Consider the following 14,569-nt stretch of genomic DNA (forward strand, 5'->3'; position numbering starts at 1 on the left):
CACTGTTTTGGTGCAAGTTGGACATCCGTGCTTGTATCGGTGCGGCGTCATGCTGTATCGACGCAATCCTGCGCAACTCACCTTTATGTTGATGCAAAGCGCAGTGTTCAACTTCGAAACTTAACCTGAACCAAATCTCTACTTTCGGTGCGCCGTTCTCATCGGTGTCCGAGGCGCGTGCTCTATTCGAGTTATGGCGTCCCACGCTCTGTGGAAACGGGATCAGGTTTTCGGAGAACCGACACTGTTCTAAGCGAGGTGAGCAAACATGCTAACTATTCCCGAGTTGACGATAAACTGGCACGTACTCGAAGCATGTAACTTTAACTGCTACTTTTGCTACGCAAAATATCGCCAGAAGCCTAGCTTTCAGCACATCTATAAGAATATTCTACTAGAGCTGAGTTTGCTTAAAGGGCGTGTTCTGAAGCTTAAATCTGGACACGTTCTCCCTAAATCGATCAGAGTAAACTTTGCGGGAGGAGAGCCATTTCTTGTTAAAGACCTTGGTCAGGCCATTGAGCTGGCTTCGGATCTCGGACTCCGGCCCTCGTTCATCAGTAATGGTTCGCTCATAACCGATGATTTCATATCCAAATTCGGAAAGAGAATTTCTGTCGCTGGTTTTAGCATCGATAGTTTCTCGCCCAAAGTTAATGAGGACATCGGCAGAATAGACAACAAGCGTCAGCAAGTAAGCTTGGAGCGGTTTCATCGCATTTTTTCAATGTTCAGGGAGGTGTCTCCTGAGACGATGATCAAGGTGAATACTGTGGTTTGCCGTGAGAACGTGCGAGAAGATCTTACTGGGCCGCTCGGGGAGCTGAAGCCCGACCGTTGGAAAGCATTAAGAGTGATACCAATTCACGGCGCTGAAAGGCGCCAAATAACGGATTCTCAATACAAAAAATTCCTCGAAAGGCACAAGGGGGTTGCCGGTCAGGTTGTTCCGGAGGACAACGAACATATGCATCGGTCGTATCTTATGCTGAATCCGGAAGGGCGGTTCTACCAGAGAGAGGGTTCTAGTTTCATGCAGAGTGAACCCGTTCTCCAGGACGGCGCTGCCGTGGCTTTAAGGGATGTGGAATTCGATGCCGAAACGTATTTGAGCAGATATTCGCAAGCCAAGGAAGGGCAGAAAGATGTCTAAGGATTGCGCAACTCTCGCTGAACTTGGCGAGAAGCAGGTCGTACGAGAGCTGATCACTCGCCTGCGCCCAAACGGCGTTCTATTGGACGGAGTTGGGCACGATGCTGGCTTCGCCGATCTGGCCCTATCAAGAGATGAGGTTGCCGTACTAAACACTGACCGCAGTGGCGAGAACCTGGCATTTAAGCTTGGTTTGGCAGGGCCTGAAGCAGTGGGAGATTTAGCAGTTTCACATGCTGTCAGCGACGTCGCCGTGGCAGGCGGTGATCCCTATCTATTGACGGTTTGCCTGCTGTTGCCTCAAGAAACGACGCTTGGATACGCCAAGCGCCTCATGGATGGTGTGGAAAGCGCTGCCGACAGGTGGGGTATCGCAATTGCTTCCGGGGACACCAAGAAAAACGCAAGCGTTGCGATTGTCGTGACTGTAATGGGTAAGGTCAAGCGTTCTCAACGCCTTTCCAGATCAGGAGCAAAGGCCGGGGATTTACTAGTCGTGACGGGACAATTGGGCACCATGTTTACGGCTGCTCGCGCTTATCAAACTGGCACTGAAATACCTGCATTTTTACAAGCGCGACTTAAAGACGCCTTAGTGAACCAGCATCCGCCAATCGAGTTAGGCCTGGCTTTGTCACGGTCTGGAGTTGCACGAGCTGGCACGGATATCAGTGACGGTCTCCCGAGCGCCATATTTGATTTGTGCAAGCTTAACCGACTTGGCGCATCGCTTGACGTCAACGACGTCCCGGTGGCGGAAGACGTTTGGCGTTTTGCCAAGTCGAGCATGGAAATAAACCGCGAAAGTTTGATTTCAGCCAACGGAGACTGGCAGTTTTTGTACGCGATTCCCAAAGAGAACCTTGAAAGAGCGCGAAGGATTGCATTGGAGTTCGGTGCTACTCTCTCTACCATTGGGTTCTTTACGGCTGGCCGAACCATTGCAGCAAGGGGTGAGGACTGCCAGCTTCGGCATCTAAACCTTCTGGAGAATGATGCCTTCTCTCAAGTTGAAAACAAAAACTACTTTGAGTTCTTGGCAAGCAACCCCCCACTTCTTGGGCCGGTCCTTTAGGAAGAAGTCAATGGTGTATTCCGTTTGTGCGCAAACGCTTGGGGAGGCCTGGAAAAAATCCATCCGCGCCGTTCAGGAAGATGGAGAGATCCACTTCGACGAGGATGTTCAATTGCTAGAATTGCGCCAAGGATTGTCTCTCACGATTTCAGAGCCGAGGGTTGAAGACCCGATCATCGAGCGTTGGGGCGATCCCCAAGTGCTGGCTCGAATGATGAAAAAGTTCGCAACAGGAACGAAGATGAGTGACCGGCCATTTACGTACGGCGAATTGATCTACTCCAAAAATGGTGTCGACCAGTTCGCATGGATGGTCGAAAGAATACGCCGGAAACCGGAGACAAAATCAGCAACGATTTCTCTACTTTCGGAGGGTGATGGCTCACCAAACCTTCCGTGCTTGGTATGTTTAGATGCAAAACTACGAAAGGGCTTCCTGGACCTACATTTTTTCTTTCGAAGCCAAAATGTAGTCGGAAGACAATATGCGAACTTGGTGGCACTAGCAGATCTGCAAGCAAGAATGGCCTTAAAGCTTTCTTGCAAAGTCGGAAATCTTTCAGGGTATGCGGCTTCTCCACACATCTATGAGTATGACTATGACCATGCGCAAAACATCCTAGCGGGCCTGGAATTTGAAAATGTCGACTTGTTCTACACCCATGGGCCGAAGTCTATTCGTGGAGGTTACTCGTGATGGTAGCGCTCCGGGTTAGGTCCCTCAGCTGCTGAGTTGTAGTCGTTCCGATGTGATCTGACATTTCTGCTCTTTTGGATCTGCTCTTTTGGAGCGCAAGCAAGGAGTGTCGATCAATGACACACGCGAGGACGAATGACTGGTAAGGTAGGAAACGCAATTGGGGTCATGTTAGTAGTGACCTTGTCGCTGTATCTTTGGGCAAGATTGTACACTTTGACCGATTGGGGTTTGCTCGCACTGGCGCCCCTTGCAGCGCTACTTTTCACCGGTTTGTTTTGGAGCAGTGCTGCGGTCTTTCGTGCTAGCATCAAGGTGGCAGTCAAGGATGGGTCGCCATTGGCATGGCTGATTACTGGAAGGCTTCGTGCGCTTCTAGGTGCAGCAGCGTTCACAGTAGTAGCGGTTCCACTATTGGCGTGGCATGTGATCTCGTCCACGTACCCTGAAATGCTGCTGCTTGCTTTCTTGTGCTTTTCTGCGGCTCTCCTATTCGCGTTTTCCGAGTGCAAATTTCTTGATCATCTCACTCCTCCGTTCGCTCGAATGAATGCGCTGTCGACAGGAACACTTGTTGCTGCGGGCTTTTTCATACCTGTAGTTGCATGGGCTGACTGGAACTTTACGGCTCATTCCGGAGAGATCCGCACCGTAGGCTTGAAGCAAGCCCTGGAGCTCGGACTGGAACAAATGCCGGAACGTGGAGGATGGGTTGCGGAGCTTATGGCACCTTTATATGCGCTCGAATACGGCAAGCTCTGGTTTGTGGTTCAGAAAGGCACGCCCAAATGGTTTTCTTTTTGGTACAGCATTGATGCGGCTCTGATCAGCGTTGTAGCTGCACGAACGAGTGCTGTCTTGATGTCGTTTGTCTCGGTTGAGAAAGGGAGGAATGATGACTCAAACATCACCTCCTAACCCGACTGAAACAACTTCCGATGTGAACGCAAAAAACGTGATTGCATCGCGTTTCTTCTGGGCGACTGTCGCCTTGCTGGCTGTTGCGACGCTCGCTTTGACTGTTGCGAGCAGTTTTCAAACAACGAAACCCTCTCCCCAGCATTCGGTCGAAATTGAACCAACAATGCTTCAGACAATTTTGAGCGATACTGCAATTTCGGCACAGAAAGCGGTTGCCCCGGATATCAATGCGTATCTCGATACCGTTTATGCTCCTGCATACGCCGCCATTCCGGCATATGCAGATTTTCATTATTCAGTTCTGGGAGAGTACATAGAGCTGACGTCAGCAGCTACAGGCCAAATGAGCGATGCCATACACGAGCGGTTGTTTGACGGCTTCGAAAAACGACTGACAGAAGCCGCTGCTAAACTCGATAAACGGTACGTTGAGGAGTACCAGCGCATCTTAGAGAAGCAGGTAGCGCAGCAAGTGTCACCCGGGGGAGCAACACCTCTTTTGGGCGAGGTCACCGACGCTGTCTTGCAAGATGCGATTTCCAGAGCTCACACAACGTTGCCCCTCGCGACAGTTGCAGCCGGAATCGTGGGAAGCGGTTCGCTCAAACTGGTTTCGGCAACTATTGCCAAAAAGCTTGCGGCGAAGGTTGCAGCTAAAGCCTCTGCCAAGGGCTTGGCAAAAGGTGGCGGTGTGCTCACCGGCGCCGGTGGCGGCGCGCTCCTGTGCTCTTGGAGCGGCCCGGGAGCCGCGGTTTGCGGTGTTGTCGGAGGGGCCGCTGCGTGGCTACTGACAGATGCTGTGGTCGTGAACATCGATGAGTACTTCAACAGGGAAGACTTCGAGGATGAGCTAAGAAAAATGCTGTACGAAGATCGAGCGGAGAAACGGGAACAGCTTACCGCAGCCCTCCGAGACAAGGCCGTCGCTATGGACGCAGCCTTAGAGGAGATTTTCAAAATGCGCGATCTATACAAAGCCGACTGAACGCCGGCATCAATGCGTTCAACATGCTTGTCGGCGCTGCCTAGTTTTTATCCTCACCCATTAGTTAGGAGGTAAGCGTCCGTTGAACCCGACCTAACGCTTGCCGCTAGCGGGGACTAAGTGTCCACCATCGATAGTGGACACCATGAGGCACTCTATGAGCAGGCGGAAGAAGCGGTTTTGGGCGGATGAGGAGAAGCGCGAGATTTGTGCGCAGGCGGTTACGCCGGGGATGTCGGTTGCGCAGGTGGCGCGTCGCTATGCGGTCAATGCGAACTTTATTTTCAAATGGCTAAAGGATTCGCGGTTTGCGCCAGAGGCTGATGCGTCCGCTCAAGAAGCGATGTTTTTGCCGATTGAGATCGAGGCTGATGTTACCCGCGAACCTCGGCCCATCGACGTGCCAATGCCGTCTCCATCTGCCTCTCTGTCGGCCAGCCGAGTGGACATCACTTTGTCGGACGGGCGGCGCATCCTGATCGAAGGGCCGACCGCGCTGGCCGCTGTGGTCAGCTTGGTGCAAGGTCTGGCGGTTTGATCCCGGTTCCCAGCAATACACGCGTCTGGCTGGCGGCGGGTGTCACGGACATGCGGCGGGGTTTTGCCAACATAAGGTGCACCTAACGAGAGGCGCGAACCCAAATTGAACGCAAGTCAAAGGTCTACCCCGCATCCTTATCTGAATGAGCGAGGAACAAAGTCCTTAGTTCTTCGCAGCGTTCGATTGGAACGGGCCGCGCATTCTCAAATTCCTTAAGAATCCTTTGAGGGTTGAGCATGAGAGATGGTTTGTCGTTTAGTATCACACGTTCACGGACGTTTAACCTTTTATAAAATATCTGAAACTCGTCATTTTCTAGTTTTATTTTAAAGTAGATGAAAAAGTACCCATCTACTACGCCCGTGTTTTTATTGTTGCAGAGGTTGGTGGTAAGTTGAGCAACCGCGAGTACTGCTTCTGAATCAGCTGACGACGCTTTGCCAAATAGAACATCTTCTGCAACGGCAGCCCTGTCGGTAACTTCCTTTGTCTGAGCTGTTCTTTTGAAAACACGAAACATCTTATTGAACACGAGTTTTCTCCGCCTCAGAGGCAAACCCCAAGTAATTCATATATGAATCAGCAGCTTTGGCCAAAACCTCCACGGCTCGTTCATCATTCAAATCCAAATAGACATTCACTTCAAATGTATCTGGTATAGACTGAATTTCTGCTGAACGAGTTGCTCCCAATACCGAATGTTCAGCAGTGTTTGTCCCACCAATCTCAAGTTCTGCGCCCTCAAAGGCGCATTCAGTTTCCCTACTCAAAAAGGCCATCACCAACATAATCACGCCGTTTGACAAGAGATCAGCAGCCACAACCAAAAAAAGTAATCCCATGTAGTTAATGTCAGATGGTTCCCAAGTATTTACTAAGAGAATACACAAAAGTAGAATTGTTGCCGTGTTCGCCCCAAGAATTGGGAAAAAGAACTTCGAGCCTCGAAAAGTGAAACACCAAACCATCCTATTGATGCTGCCAGCCATGACAACGATAACGACAATGGCTTTGATCGTCCCTACTGCGTCAAGGATGTGTCCGTAGATTGCCACGCCCAGACTGAAAGTCAGCAACCCAGACAAAGCAAAAAAAATACTCTCTACGCCCTTTCCTGATATCGCGAGAGATGCTTGGGTCAGACCAGCTGCGAGCACCAATGACGCGGCAAGAATTCGAACTGGGCTGCTTGGATCAACTCCCACGGCAAGTGCCAAAGTGAAAGCCATAAAATAAATACCAAATACGACTGTAAGTTTACTGAATTTGCTCATAAAAACGCAACCTTTAGAACTTCCGTAGCACTGCTTGCTTTTGAAAGACTACCACCAAGGCTGTCTGTGGCAAAACGAAAGGTCGCGCACCCTTTCGCTGTGTTAAAAGTTTATCCGATCCGATAACGGCCTTGAGTTCATCGCTGAGGCTGTCAGGGGCTGGATCAAAGCTGTCGGGGCCAAAACAGCTTACATCGAGCCCGGATCGCCTTGTAAGAACGGCTATTGCGAGAGTTTCAACGGGCGAATGCTAAAAATCTACCTAACAGGGACCTTCAAACAGTGTAACACTGAGACCCTTTCAACGGAAAAATCTCCTGCATCCGGAAAGAAAAACAACAAATGGTAGGCATCATGGATGGCGACCAACAATACGAAACCGGTCACGTTAGGAGCGGGGATAGGAGTTGCAATTTCGGACGTGGCTATTCAAATCTCTTCTCTTTCTTTCGCCTCTCTTCCCCAGCAATCTAAATCATTTTGAACTAAATCTTTCCGAAACCTTCTCTTGGTATCCTCTTGGAAAAAATTCCCAGAGGAGAATACCATTGCCAACACTTTCATTTTGCTCACCAAAAGGTGGCTGCGGAAAATCCACAACCTGCATTCTGACGGGCCTTGAGTCTGCAAGGTCTGGGATGCCCGTTTGTATTCTGGACACAGACCCCAAACTCTGGTTGTCCGAGTGGGCCAACGCCAAACATTTGCCCAACAATCTCACCGTTCATCAGGTAGAACAACGAAACTTGACTGAGGCGGCATTCGCGGCTGCCGCGCAATATGACTACGTGTTGATCGATGTTGAGGGATCCAACGATGCATCGCTAATCGACGCTGTTCTGGTCAGCGACCTTGTAGTTATTCCCTCCCAGGCATCTCGCTTGGATGCGTTGGCGGCTGTCCAGGTGCTCAATCAAGTTCGCCAGAAAAGCTTTGTACTGAAGCGCGAAATCGCGGCTCGAGTTCTTCTAAATCAGACAGAAGCTGGGGCCGTCGAACACCGCATCACTGGGGAAATCAAGTCCGTCCTGCGGCAAGCAAACGCGCCGGTTTTTGCAACTCAACTGGCACATAGGCCGATCTTTCAAGCAATGGTCAGCTTTGGGGGTGACTACATGGAGCTGCCAAAAGCGTTCCAGGGCTCCTCCCCGCAATCAGCGCATGCAAACGTCGCCGCCCTTGCACAAGAAATCTCTGCCACCCTCTCCGAAATTCTTGCCGCAGCCTAAGGACAGAAACATGAACGACACAAAACAAAACCACATGCCTGGTCTCGGCGATGTTGACAAAGTCGAGCAATCCGACATGGGTTTTCCCCGCGTTTCAACCAGCAAATCAAGCTTGGTGGCCCAACCACAGATGAGCCCAAGTAAACGCAGGGCCGCAGCACGCACGCAAAAACTTTCTGTCAGCGTAAACCCAGGTCTTTATGCGGCATGGAATGCGGTCCGTGAGGATAAGGAGCAGGCTGTTGTTCGGGCTGTCGAGCTGTCCTTGATCGCTTACCTCGAGAAAAACGGGCAATCATTCGATCTGTAAAACCTGCCAAAAGAGCCCAGTTCCTCACCTTCGTTGTGTGGGGAGCTGTGCTGTTTTCTTCGTCTCATATTTTTTCGTGACGCCCTCTTCTTTTTGGCGCTGCCCTCTTATTTGTTGAAAAGAGACTAAAGCCAAATTTGAGCACCCGGAATTTGGCGAAGATTAGAATATTAGTATTTTATTTCAAAGGCTTAGATGTTGACATATGCTGGATAGCGAGATAGAAATCACGCATCCAAGAACGGGAGGGGGCGACATGTTCCATTTCATCAAAGAGGCCTATCATCAGTTGCATATCGCAGCTGTTATCATTCATGTTTCGCTGGTCATCGGTGAAGTCTATCATTTGATCCCCCACGCGTGATCAGGAGGACATCATGCAGTTTTTGGTCTACCAGATAAGAGAAAGAGCCCTGTTCTGAACGCCGGTATCAAGAGCCCGCGTTGTGGCTCACATCGAAGATTTTGAAAGCGTCGCCCTCGGAACGGGCGGCTTTTTTGTTTTCAGAAGGGTCAGATGAAGATATTTGGCGTCTTCGATATCTCGGCACATCCAAGCCGCCGCTGCATAGGTTTCCTCGTGGACCTTCAGAAAACCAAACAAATGCGGATCGGTGTCCTTTCTTCTACGCCTGAGGACATCGAGCTTGCCACGATTGCTTTTGCCGATCTCCTTGCCCATTCGGCTGATCTCCAGCCATAGGGCGCCTTCAGCCTTCGAGTAGACCTCAAGCTGACCAAGCAGAAGAAACCGGCCTTCATCGATTTTGCCGACGGCGCTCCAAACAGGCTGATTTGGTTCGCTTAGAACGATGTCGCGATACAGTCTGAAACTTTGTTTTGATGGCATTTGGCACCCCCTCGCAAAGGTATTTTGGCGAGCGGATGCAAGGAGCAAGTTAGATTGTATTTAGGGTAGATTGGGCGGTGTGAGGCCGAGTGTTGGTGGGGTGTAAAAACTTCGTTGACGATAAACTGAGCCTGAGCATCGCATTTCGGCTCGAAACATGTTTCATATGAGCAGGAAAAAGACCGAATGGTGGTATGGCAAAGTTGGACGACGAAGACCTGTCGACACTTCAGCGCGAAGTACAGCGACTGCTGGGGCGATGCATTTTACGGGTGCAACAGTTTGAGCGGTTGATCAAAGCCATGGTGGCTGGTCACAAGATTTCAGGACCGGTTGATGACTTGGAACCTGTAAGGGCCGCACGAATTGACGCTACGGCCGGCAAAACGCTTGGCACCTTGGTCGGCGATCTCATTGGTTCGTATGTGGTTGCAGACAAGATCGACCCAACCGGAGAGATGGAAAACAACTCACTTGAGAACGTCAATTCGTTCGCCATGCAGATGACAATCGCCCTACCGGGCACAGAGTTTGACCGGGTAGAGCGTGAACTGCGAGAATTGGTCCAGCTAAGGAACAACCTAGTTCACCATTTTTTCGACCAACACGACCTCGAGACGTCGGATGGATGTCGTGCCGCGCAAGATGCCCTAGTCTCAGCATACAACCGTATCGACCAACAATTCGAGCAACTTCGCGACTATGCCAAAGATACGGTGGAAACTCGGCACGCACTGTCAGAGATATTGCAATCAGAGAAATTCAAGGACGCACTTTTCAACGGAGTTTCTGCTGACGAAAAAGTCGATTGGAATGCTTCAGGCATAGTAAGCGTCTTGCAAGAAGCATTTAGTGCGGTGGCTACCGATGGCTGGGCATCCATTGATGTGGCTGCCAAATGGATTGCTAAGCGTTACCCCAAGGAGTTGCCTGCCAAGTATGGATGCTCCAGTTGGCGACAGGTAGTGCATAGTGTGCCTCATTTAGAGCTTCGGTATTTTGAATTTAATGGGCAGCGCATTGCGCGCTATCGAGAGAAGGATTGTACCGCTATGGGCCGTTCTCGCCCGCTTGAGGAATAAAACTGAAGCTCGTCACCACTCAGACAGCCGCACTTCAAAATATTTTTTGATAGTCGCCAACGCGAAATCACGATCTCCGGATGTCGCTTCTTCCAGAAAAGCCAGAATTTCATCCTGTCCGGCTCCAGACTGCCGCGCAGCCTTTTGGCAAACGGCCAGTATTTCGAAAGTGTTGCTGGCGCTTGAGGGCAATTCTACGGTCGCAAGTTTGTCCAATTTGTTCGTTCCGTTTTTGGGTGCCCCAGCAGTTTCCCACATCACAGTTAAAATGATGTTCAAAGCCTCATAAGGATTCGAGCTTACACGCTGATCAAGCACAACGGGGACTTACCCCCCTCCGTTAGGGCGAGGCACAAAACCCGATGTTTTGTTCCCAATTCCCCACTCCAAGGGTCTGTTTGCTTGTCATATCTTGAGGTCACCCTAGCAACGAAAGGACAGCATATGGGACGTTTTGATGGTAATAATCACAGCCAGGACGAGATTGACAATCGCTCAAGGCAGTTGGATCCAGAGCACGACACATATTGGACCGACCGCGGCTATGACGAGCGGCCGGATGACTGGGAAAGCGTCTACGACGACGATTAAGGGGGCAAAGCGGGATAGTAGGAGGTCTCCAGATTCAGAGCCTCCTGCAATCTCTCTTTAGGCATTGCCTGAAGTTCCCGAAAGTCGTCAAAGGGAGAGATCGGATCAAGCGTCAGGTTGCTGGTTTTTCGCAGACCTTCAAACGCCCGCTGACAAAAGCTGGCCGTGTTTGCGAGTGTAAAGAGTGCCATGGCCGATCTCTCATCCATATCCTTCTTCAGGTTCGCATGAACCTTGAGGCAAGTCCCATGGGTCGGAATACTGGTCCCCGCCCGGTATCTCTTGGCCTCCCTGTCTGAACCAGGCCCTGCGGAGAGATTGAACGCCTTTCTGTAGAAGTCAGTATTGGTCTCAATGCAACTAACTTCCTTGGCGCGATCCAAGAAGTACCGGATGGCTTCAAGGTTACCAGTCTCAGAATTCCTGGAAGCAAGCATATCTGAAAAGCTCCAGATGGAGTCCTGCGAAGGATGCCTTTCCGCCCCTTCGATCATCAGCATCCGAAGACACGCAAACAGCCCCATGGTTCGCGCCGGAAGATGCCACTTATCCGATAAATCTCCCTCATTGGTCCGAAGTGCGCTCAGATACCACTGCATTGTATCCGTATGAGCCCAGGGCAGCTGAGCAATCATGTCAATTGCCTCGGAGCGCCGGTTCGCCTGCCAAAGGGCGTGACAAACAATAGACCCTCTGGCCAGCTTCGTTACGAAGTCTGCGGTCTGAGGAGCCCAGTTCTTCACCCTGGCCGATAACAGGAAGCGAGACCAATCAGACTCCCTTTCGCTTTCGGGCGCCTGATTGAAAAACTCAACATCACCCTCTCCGTAATTCAATCTTTTCATCTTGTCATAGAGAGCGTCCAGAACGTCCCGACCACCTCGACTTTTCGCCATCTTCGACATTGGCATCTTCTTCTCACGAGCGCGCTTGGCGGCCATGTGAGCTCTCTCATTGGTATTCTTACTTCCCAGAAGGTCAGAGGTCAGATTGCCACCGACGACTTTGTAGACATCCTCAGGCTCTGGAAAGAAAAACATATTGTTGGCTCTGTAGTTTCAATGGGTCCAAGCAATTGACCAAGTCGTGTTTCGGTAAGCTACCATCAACCGCACCAGTTTCCCGGCCGCGGTGGACAGCTTGTCGCTCCACAGATGTATCTGACAGCAAGCCCTTCGGAAATCAGTTTGCTTCCGACATCCTGGCCATCGACATACAGACGTCCACAGAGTCTGCCGAAGTTGCACGCCTGGGTTTCTTCAGTTCCTGGCTTGCAGGCGCACCTAACTCTGCGAAGCTCGAATTCTGATGCTGATGACAGCAGTTCAGCAAGGCGACTTTTAGCCATGTAGCCCAATTCTCGCTCACGAGAACACTGGGCCGACTTGGTTTCAGCTGTATTGAAGCCCACCAACATTAACACCAAAAATTCGACCCAGTCTCACATCTCTTCAGGCGCCAGAAATCTGGGCTGCTCACCACGGAAGCGAATCTCCTGACCGGCGTACGGATAAGCGGCGACCATGGCGAGTCCGGCCTATCTCAAAAATCGGACGCAGATCTTGGCGATCTTTTATAGGTATCTGCGATATCGATCTGAAGCCTGGCGTTTCGATATTCTGAAGCGCGATGGCTACTGCGGAAGCGATGTCAGCAGGGTCATCCCACCGCTACCGTGGTCGACTTTCTCACCGCCGTTCTCATTACCGAAGTCCTGAGCCTAGGATAGGGAACATAAGGAAAGACAAAGAAAGGCTGGACACGACTTCGATAGCGTTTCCAAAAGAAGTGAAGAGAAGCAAGCGCAAAGCAACGCAAGGAAAGCCTTCGAAACCCTTACCTTTGAATGCCAATCCTTCTTCAGCAAAGACAATCACTTCAAAGAAAGGCGAAGCCCAACTTTCGAAATCCTGTGCAAAGCTTGCCAGAGGAACGCATGGGAACAAAGCGATTTACAGTGAATCCCAACTCATTGGAGGGTTTGTCAGTGCTGGCGAAATCAATGAATGGGAAGCTCACGAAAGGCTTCTGAAGGCGGCCAGCCATTCCAGTGCGTTTTCTTTCAAAAGAATTGGGCCGCTTGCTGCTAACCGGGCTCCGCAAGTTTCCCCGAGAGCCAAAGGCAAAAAATCTTTAACAATTGATAAACCCGAAAAAGATAGAAGCAGGGCACGACAAAATAGAGGCACAGCCCATGCAGGTTTCTGTAAAAGACTTAGAGAACTACAAGATTTACGTTGCAAAAGCTATTCAAGGCAGGTCAGACGGCGAACTTTACGTTCCGATATTTGAAAGATTGGAGCATGAAATTGATGAAAGGCGTCAAGGCCTAGATACGATGTCCAGAATCCGAGCCATCGCGAGCGCGAACTAACCTACACTACAGCCAAAGTTTCCCGTTAACTCACCGACTTCAGGAATACCGCCGACATTTTGTTGGCGGCTTTCCTCTATCTAGAAGTCCAAATATGCAGATTTCTACGGGTGTTCCTCACCAAAAGTGCAACGATAGAGGTTGGAGTATTCCGCCCATCGGCGCTTCGATTCTGAGTTTTGTCTAGAAGAAAATTTCCGCTTGCGTTGTGGCGACCGGGTAACATGCTAGAAGTCGCAAATGTGTTACAAAATGTGATACAATTCATTGGGTGGAAGCGGTCGAAATCCAAACTAAATCAAACAAAATCAATGAATTAGTAATGATCTGCTTGGGAAATTTGGTGCCCAGGAGAGGACTCGAACCTCCACGTCCATACGGACACTAGCACCTGAAGCTAGCGCGTCTACCAATTCCGCCACCTGGGCAGGTGTCGTGGAGCGGCGTTTAAGCTGACTGGCGTGGGGCGTCAACCGGATTCTGAATGAATTTTGAAAGTTTTTTAAGTTCGGTTTTCGAACTGAAGTTTTGGCCTTATTATTTCATGACCGGCGCGGCGAATTAGTGCCTTGTTTGGCTGGCCTGCGGGCGTTAGTTCTAGGGCGCAATTTCTCAGCAGGAGCCCTCTCATGTCGAAACTGGTGACGATTTATGGCGGATCGGGATTTGTCGGTCGCTACATCGCGCGGCGCATGGCGAGAGAGGGGTGGCGTGTGCGGGTGGCTGTACGACGCCCGAACGAAGCCATGTTCGTGAAACCCTACGGCGCCGTGGGACAGGTTGAGCCTGTGCTGTGCAATATCCGCGATGACGCCTCGGTCGCGCTGGCAATGCAGAGCGCCGATGTCGTGGTGAACTGTGTGGGTGTGCTGAATGAACTGGGCAAGAACGCGTTTGATGCCGTTCAGACCGAAGGGGCCGAGCGTATTGCGCGCTTGGCCGCACAGCAGGGCATTGGTCGAATGGTGCATATCTCGGCTATAGGTGCAGATGCAAACGCGGCCAGCGATTATGCCCGGACCAAAGCGCTGGGCGAGGCGGGTGTGCTGAAGCACATGCCGGATGTAGTGATCCTTCGCCCATCTGTGATCTTCGGTACCGAGGATCAGTTCTTTAACCGATTTGCCGGGATGACCCGCATGGGTCCGTTCCTGCCGGTGGTTGGTGCTGAGACCAAATTCCAACCCGTCTACGTGGACGACGTGGCCCAGGCAGCGGTCAAAGGTATTCTGGGGCAGGCTGAGCCGGGCGTGTACGAGCTTGGCGGGCCGGAAGTGAAAACCTTCCGCGCCCTGATGCAACAGATGCTTGAAGTGATCCACCGGCGGCGCATCATTGTCGGTCTTCCGTTTTTTGTTGCCCGGATTATGGCGGGCGTGCTGGATATTGCGAAATTCGTCAGCTTCCAGCTGTTCCCGAACAACATTCTGACCCGCGACCAGGTCAGGAATCTGCGTCATGACAACGTGGTATCTGACGCGGCCAAG

Annotated in this window: 17 protein-coding genes, 1 tRNA gene and 2 pseudogenes; 14 read left to right on the plus strand and 6 right to left on the minus strand. The window is 51.0% G+C overall.

The window, feature by feature from the left end; translation table 11 throughout:
* The first annotated feature begins 268 nt into the window (after positions 1 to 268).
* The 7 genes and pseudogenes from AC2FNC_RS03680 to AC2FNC_RS03710 form a co-directional block, all read left to right on the plus strand.
* Positions 269 to 1,153 carry a viperin family antiviral radical SAM protein gene (locus AC2FNC_RS03680; protein WP_496714644.1) on the plus strand — a complete coding sequence of 295 codons (885 nt, stop codon included), beginning with the start codon at positions 269 to 271 and terminating at the stop codon, positions 1,151 to 1,153.
* Positions 1,146 to 2,228, plus strand: a complete 1,083-nt coding sequence (locus AC2FNC_RS03685; protein WP_496714645.1) for a thiamine-phosphate kinase — start codon at positions 1,146 to 1,148, stop codon at positions 2,226 to 2,228. Before AC2FNC_RS03680 ends, AC2FNC_RS03685 begins: the two co-directional genes overlap by 8 nt.
* 10 nt (positions 2,229 to 2,238) lie before the next feature.
* Positions 2,239 to 2,925: a thymidylate synthase gene (locus AC2FNC_RS03690; protein ID WP_496714646.1), complete on the plus strand. Its 687-nt coding sequence runs from the start codon at positions 2,239 to 2,241 to the stop codon at positions 2,923 to 2,925.
* A 135-nt stretch (positions 2,926 to 3,060) separates the two neighbouring features.
* On the plus strand, positions 3,061 to 3,843 hold the full coding sequence (locus tag AC2FNC_RS03695) for a hypothetical protein (RefSeq protein ID WP_496714647.1): 783 nt from the start codon (positions 3,061 to 3,063) through the stop codon (positions 3,841 to 3,843).
* Positions 3,821 to 4,831: a hypothetical protein gene (locus tag AC2FNC_RS03700; RefSeq protein ID WP_496714648.1), complete on the plus strand. Its 1,011-nt coding sequence runs from the start codon at positions 3,821 to 3,823 to the stop codon at positions 4,829 to 4,831. The genes AC2FNC_RS03695 and AC2FNC_RS03700 overlap by 23 nt, the downstream gene beginning before the upstream one ends.
* A 157-nt stretch (positions 4,832 to 4,988) precedes the next feature.
* Positions 4,989 to 5,369: an IS66-like element accessory protein TnpA gene (tnpA, locus tag AC2FNC_RS03705; RefSeq protein WP_496714649.1), complete on the plus strand. Its 381-nt coding sequence runs from the start codon at positions 4,989 to 4,991 to the stop codon at positions 5,367 to 5,369.
* Positions 5,366 to 5,437 (plus strand): annotated as a pseudogene (locus AC2FNC_RS03710) (IS66 family insertion sequence element accessory protein TnpB); the annotation flags it as partial. The gene tnpA and the pseudogene AC2FNC_RS03710, both read left to right, overlap by 4 nt.
* Positions 5,438 to 5,493: 56 nt before the next feature.
* On the opposite strand, the gene AC2FNC_RS03715 reads toward AC2FNC_RS03710, so the two are convergent.
* Both AC2FNC_RS03715 and AC2FNC_RS03720 read right to left on the minus strand, forming a co-directional pair.
* Complete coding sequence (locus tag AC2FNC_RS03715; protein ID WP_496714650.1) at positions 5,494 to 5,904, minus strand: hypothetical protein; 411 nt, start codon at positions 5,902 to 5,904, stop codon at positions 5,494 to 5,496.
* Positions 5,894 to 6,646 (minus strand): hypothetical protein, encoded by a 753-nt coding sequence (locus AC2FNC_RS03720; RefSeq protein ID WP_496714651.1) that lies wholly within the window; start codon positions 6,644 to 6,646, stop codon positions 5,894 to 5,896. Before AC2FNC_RS03720 ends, AC2FNC_RS03715 begins: the two co-directional genes overlap by 11 nt.
* A gap of 112 nt (positions 6,647 to 6,758) precedes the next feature.
* Between AC2FNC_RS03720 and AC2FNC_RS03725 the strand changes: the two are divergent.
* From AC2FNC_RS03725 to AC2FNC_RS03735, 3 genes and pseudogenes are all read left to right on the plus strand, one after another.
* Positions 6,759 to 6,917: pseudogene (locus tag AC2FNC_RS03725) on the plus strand (integrase core domain-containing protein); the annotation flags it as partial.
* Between the two features lie 277 nt (positions 6,918 to 7,194).
* On the plus strand, positions 7,195 to 7,875 hold the full coding sequence (locus tag AC2FNC_RS03730) for a ParA family protein (protein ID WP_496714652.1): 681 nt from the start codon (positions 7,195 to 7,197) through the stop codon (positions 7,873 to 7,875).
* A 10-nt stretch (positions 7,876 to 7,885) separates the two neighbouring features.
* A complete protein-coding gene (locus AC2FNC_RS03735) occupies positions 7,886 to 8,185 on the plus strand; it encodes a hypothetical protein (protein WP_496714653.1) in 300 nt (99 codons plus the stop codon).
* Between the two features lie 451 nt (positions 8,186 to 8,636).
* Here the strand turns inward: AC2FNC_RS03735 and AC2FNC_RS03740 are convergent, their stop codons facing one another.
* Positions 8,637 to 8,867, minus strand: coding sequence for a hypothetical protein (locus tag AC2FNC_RS03740; RefSeq protein WP_496714654.1), 231 nt, complete (start codon positions 8,865 to 8,867; stop codon positions 8,637 to 8,639).
* A 362-nt stretch (positions 8,868 to 9,229) separates the two neighbouring features.
* On the opposite strand from AC2FNC_RS03740, the gene AC2FNC_RS03745 reads away from it, so the two are divergent.
* Complete coding sequence (locus tag AC2FNC_RS03745) at positions 9,230 to 10,117, plus strand: OST-HTH/LOTUS domain-containing protein (RefSeq protein ID WP_496714655.1); 888 nt, start codon at positions 9,230 to 9,232, stop codon at positions 10,115 to 10,117.
* Positions 10,118 to 10,129: 12 nt separating this feature from the next.
* Here AC2FNC_RS03745 and AC2FNC_RS03750 read toward each other — a convergent pair whose 3' ends face one another.
* Entirely contained in the window at positions 10,130 to 10,435 is a 306-nt protein-coding gene (locus tag AC2FNC_RS03750; RefSeq protein WP_496714656.1) for a hypothetical protein, read from the minus strand.
* Positions 10,436 to 10,561: 126 nt separating this feature from the next.
* Here AC2FNC_RS03750 and AC2FNC_RS03755 point away from each other — a divergent pair, with 126 nt between their 5' ends.
* Positions 10,562 to 10,708, plus strand: a complete 147-nt coding sequence (locus tag AC2FNC_RS03755; RefSeq protein ID WP_496714657.1) for a hypothetical protein — start codon at positions 10,562 to 10,564, stop codon at positions 10,706 to 10,708.
* On the opposite strand, the gene AC2FNC_RS03760 is transcribed toward AC2FNC_RS03755, so the two are convergent.
* Entirely contained in the window at positions 10,705 to 11,748 is a 1,044-nt protein-coding gene (locus tag AC2FNC_RS03760; RefSeq protein ID WP_496714658.1) for a hypothetical protein, read from the minus strand. The genes AC2FNC_RS03755 and AC2FNC_RS03760 overlap by 4 nt on opposite strands.
* Before the next feature lie 589 nt (positions 11,749 to 12,337).
* Between AC2FNC_RS03760 and AC2FNC_RS03765 the strand changes: the two genes are divergently transcribed.
* Positions 12,338 to 13,000 carry a hypothetical protein gene (locus tag AC2FNC_RS03765; protein ID WP_496714659.1) on the plus strand — a complete coding sequence of 221 codons (663 nt, stop codon included), beginning with the start codon at positions 12,338 to 12,340 and terminating at the stop codon, positions 12,998 to 13,000.
* A 423-nt stretch (positions 13,001 to 13,423) separates the two neighbouring features.
* Here the strand turns inward: AC2FNC_RS03765 and AC2FNC_RS03770 are convergent.
* Positions 13,424 to 13,510, minus strand: a tRNA-Leu gene (locus tag AC2FNC_RS03770).
* 201 nt (positions 13,511 to 13,711) lie between these two features.
* Between AC2FNC_RS03770 and AC2FNC_RS03775 the strand changes: the two genes are divergently transcribed.
* Positions 13,712 to 14,569: complex I NDUFA9 subunit family protein (locus AC2FNC_RS03775; protein ID WP_496714660.1), on the plus strand; the 858-nt coding region annotated here is incomplete at its 3' end.

This window comes from Ruegeria sp. BHSA123, from assembly GCF_059613425.1.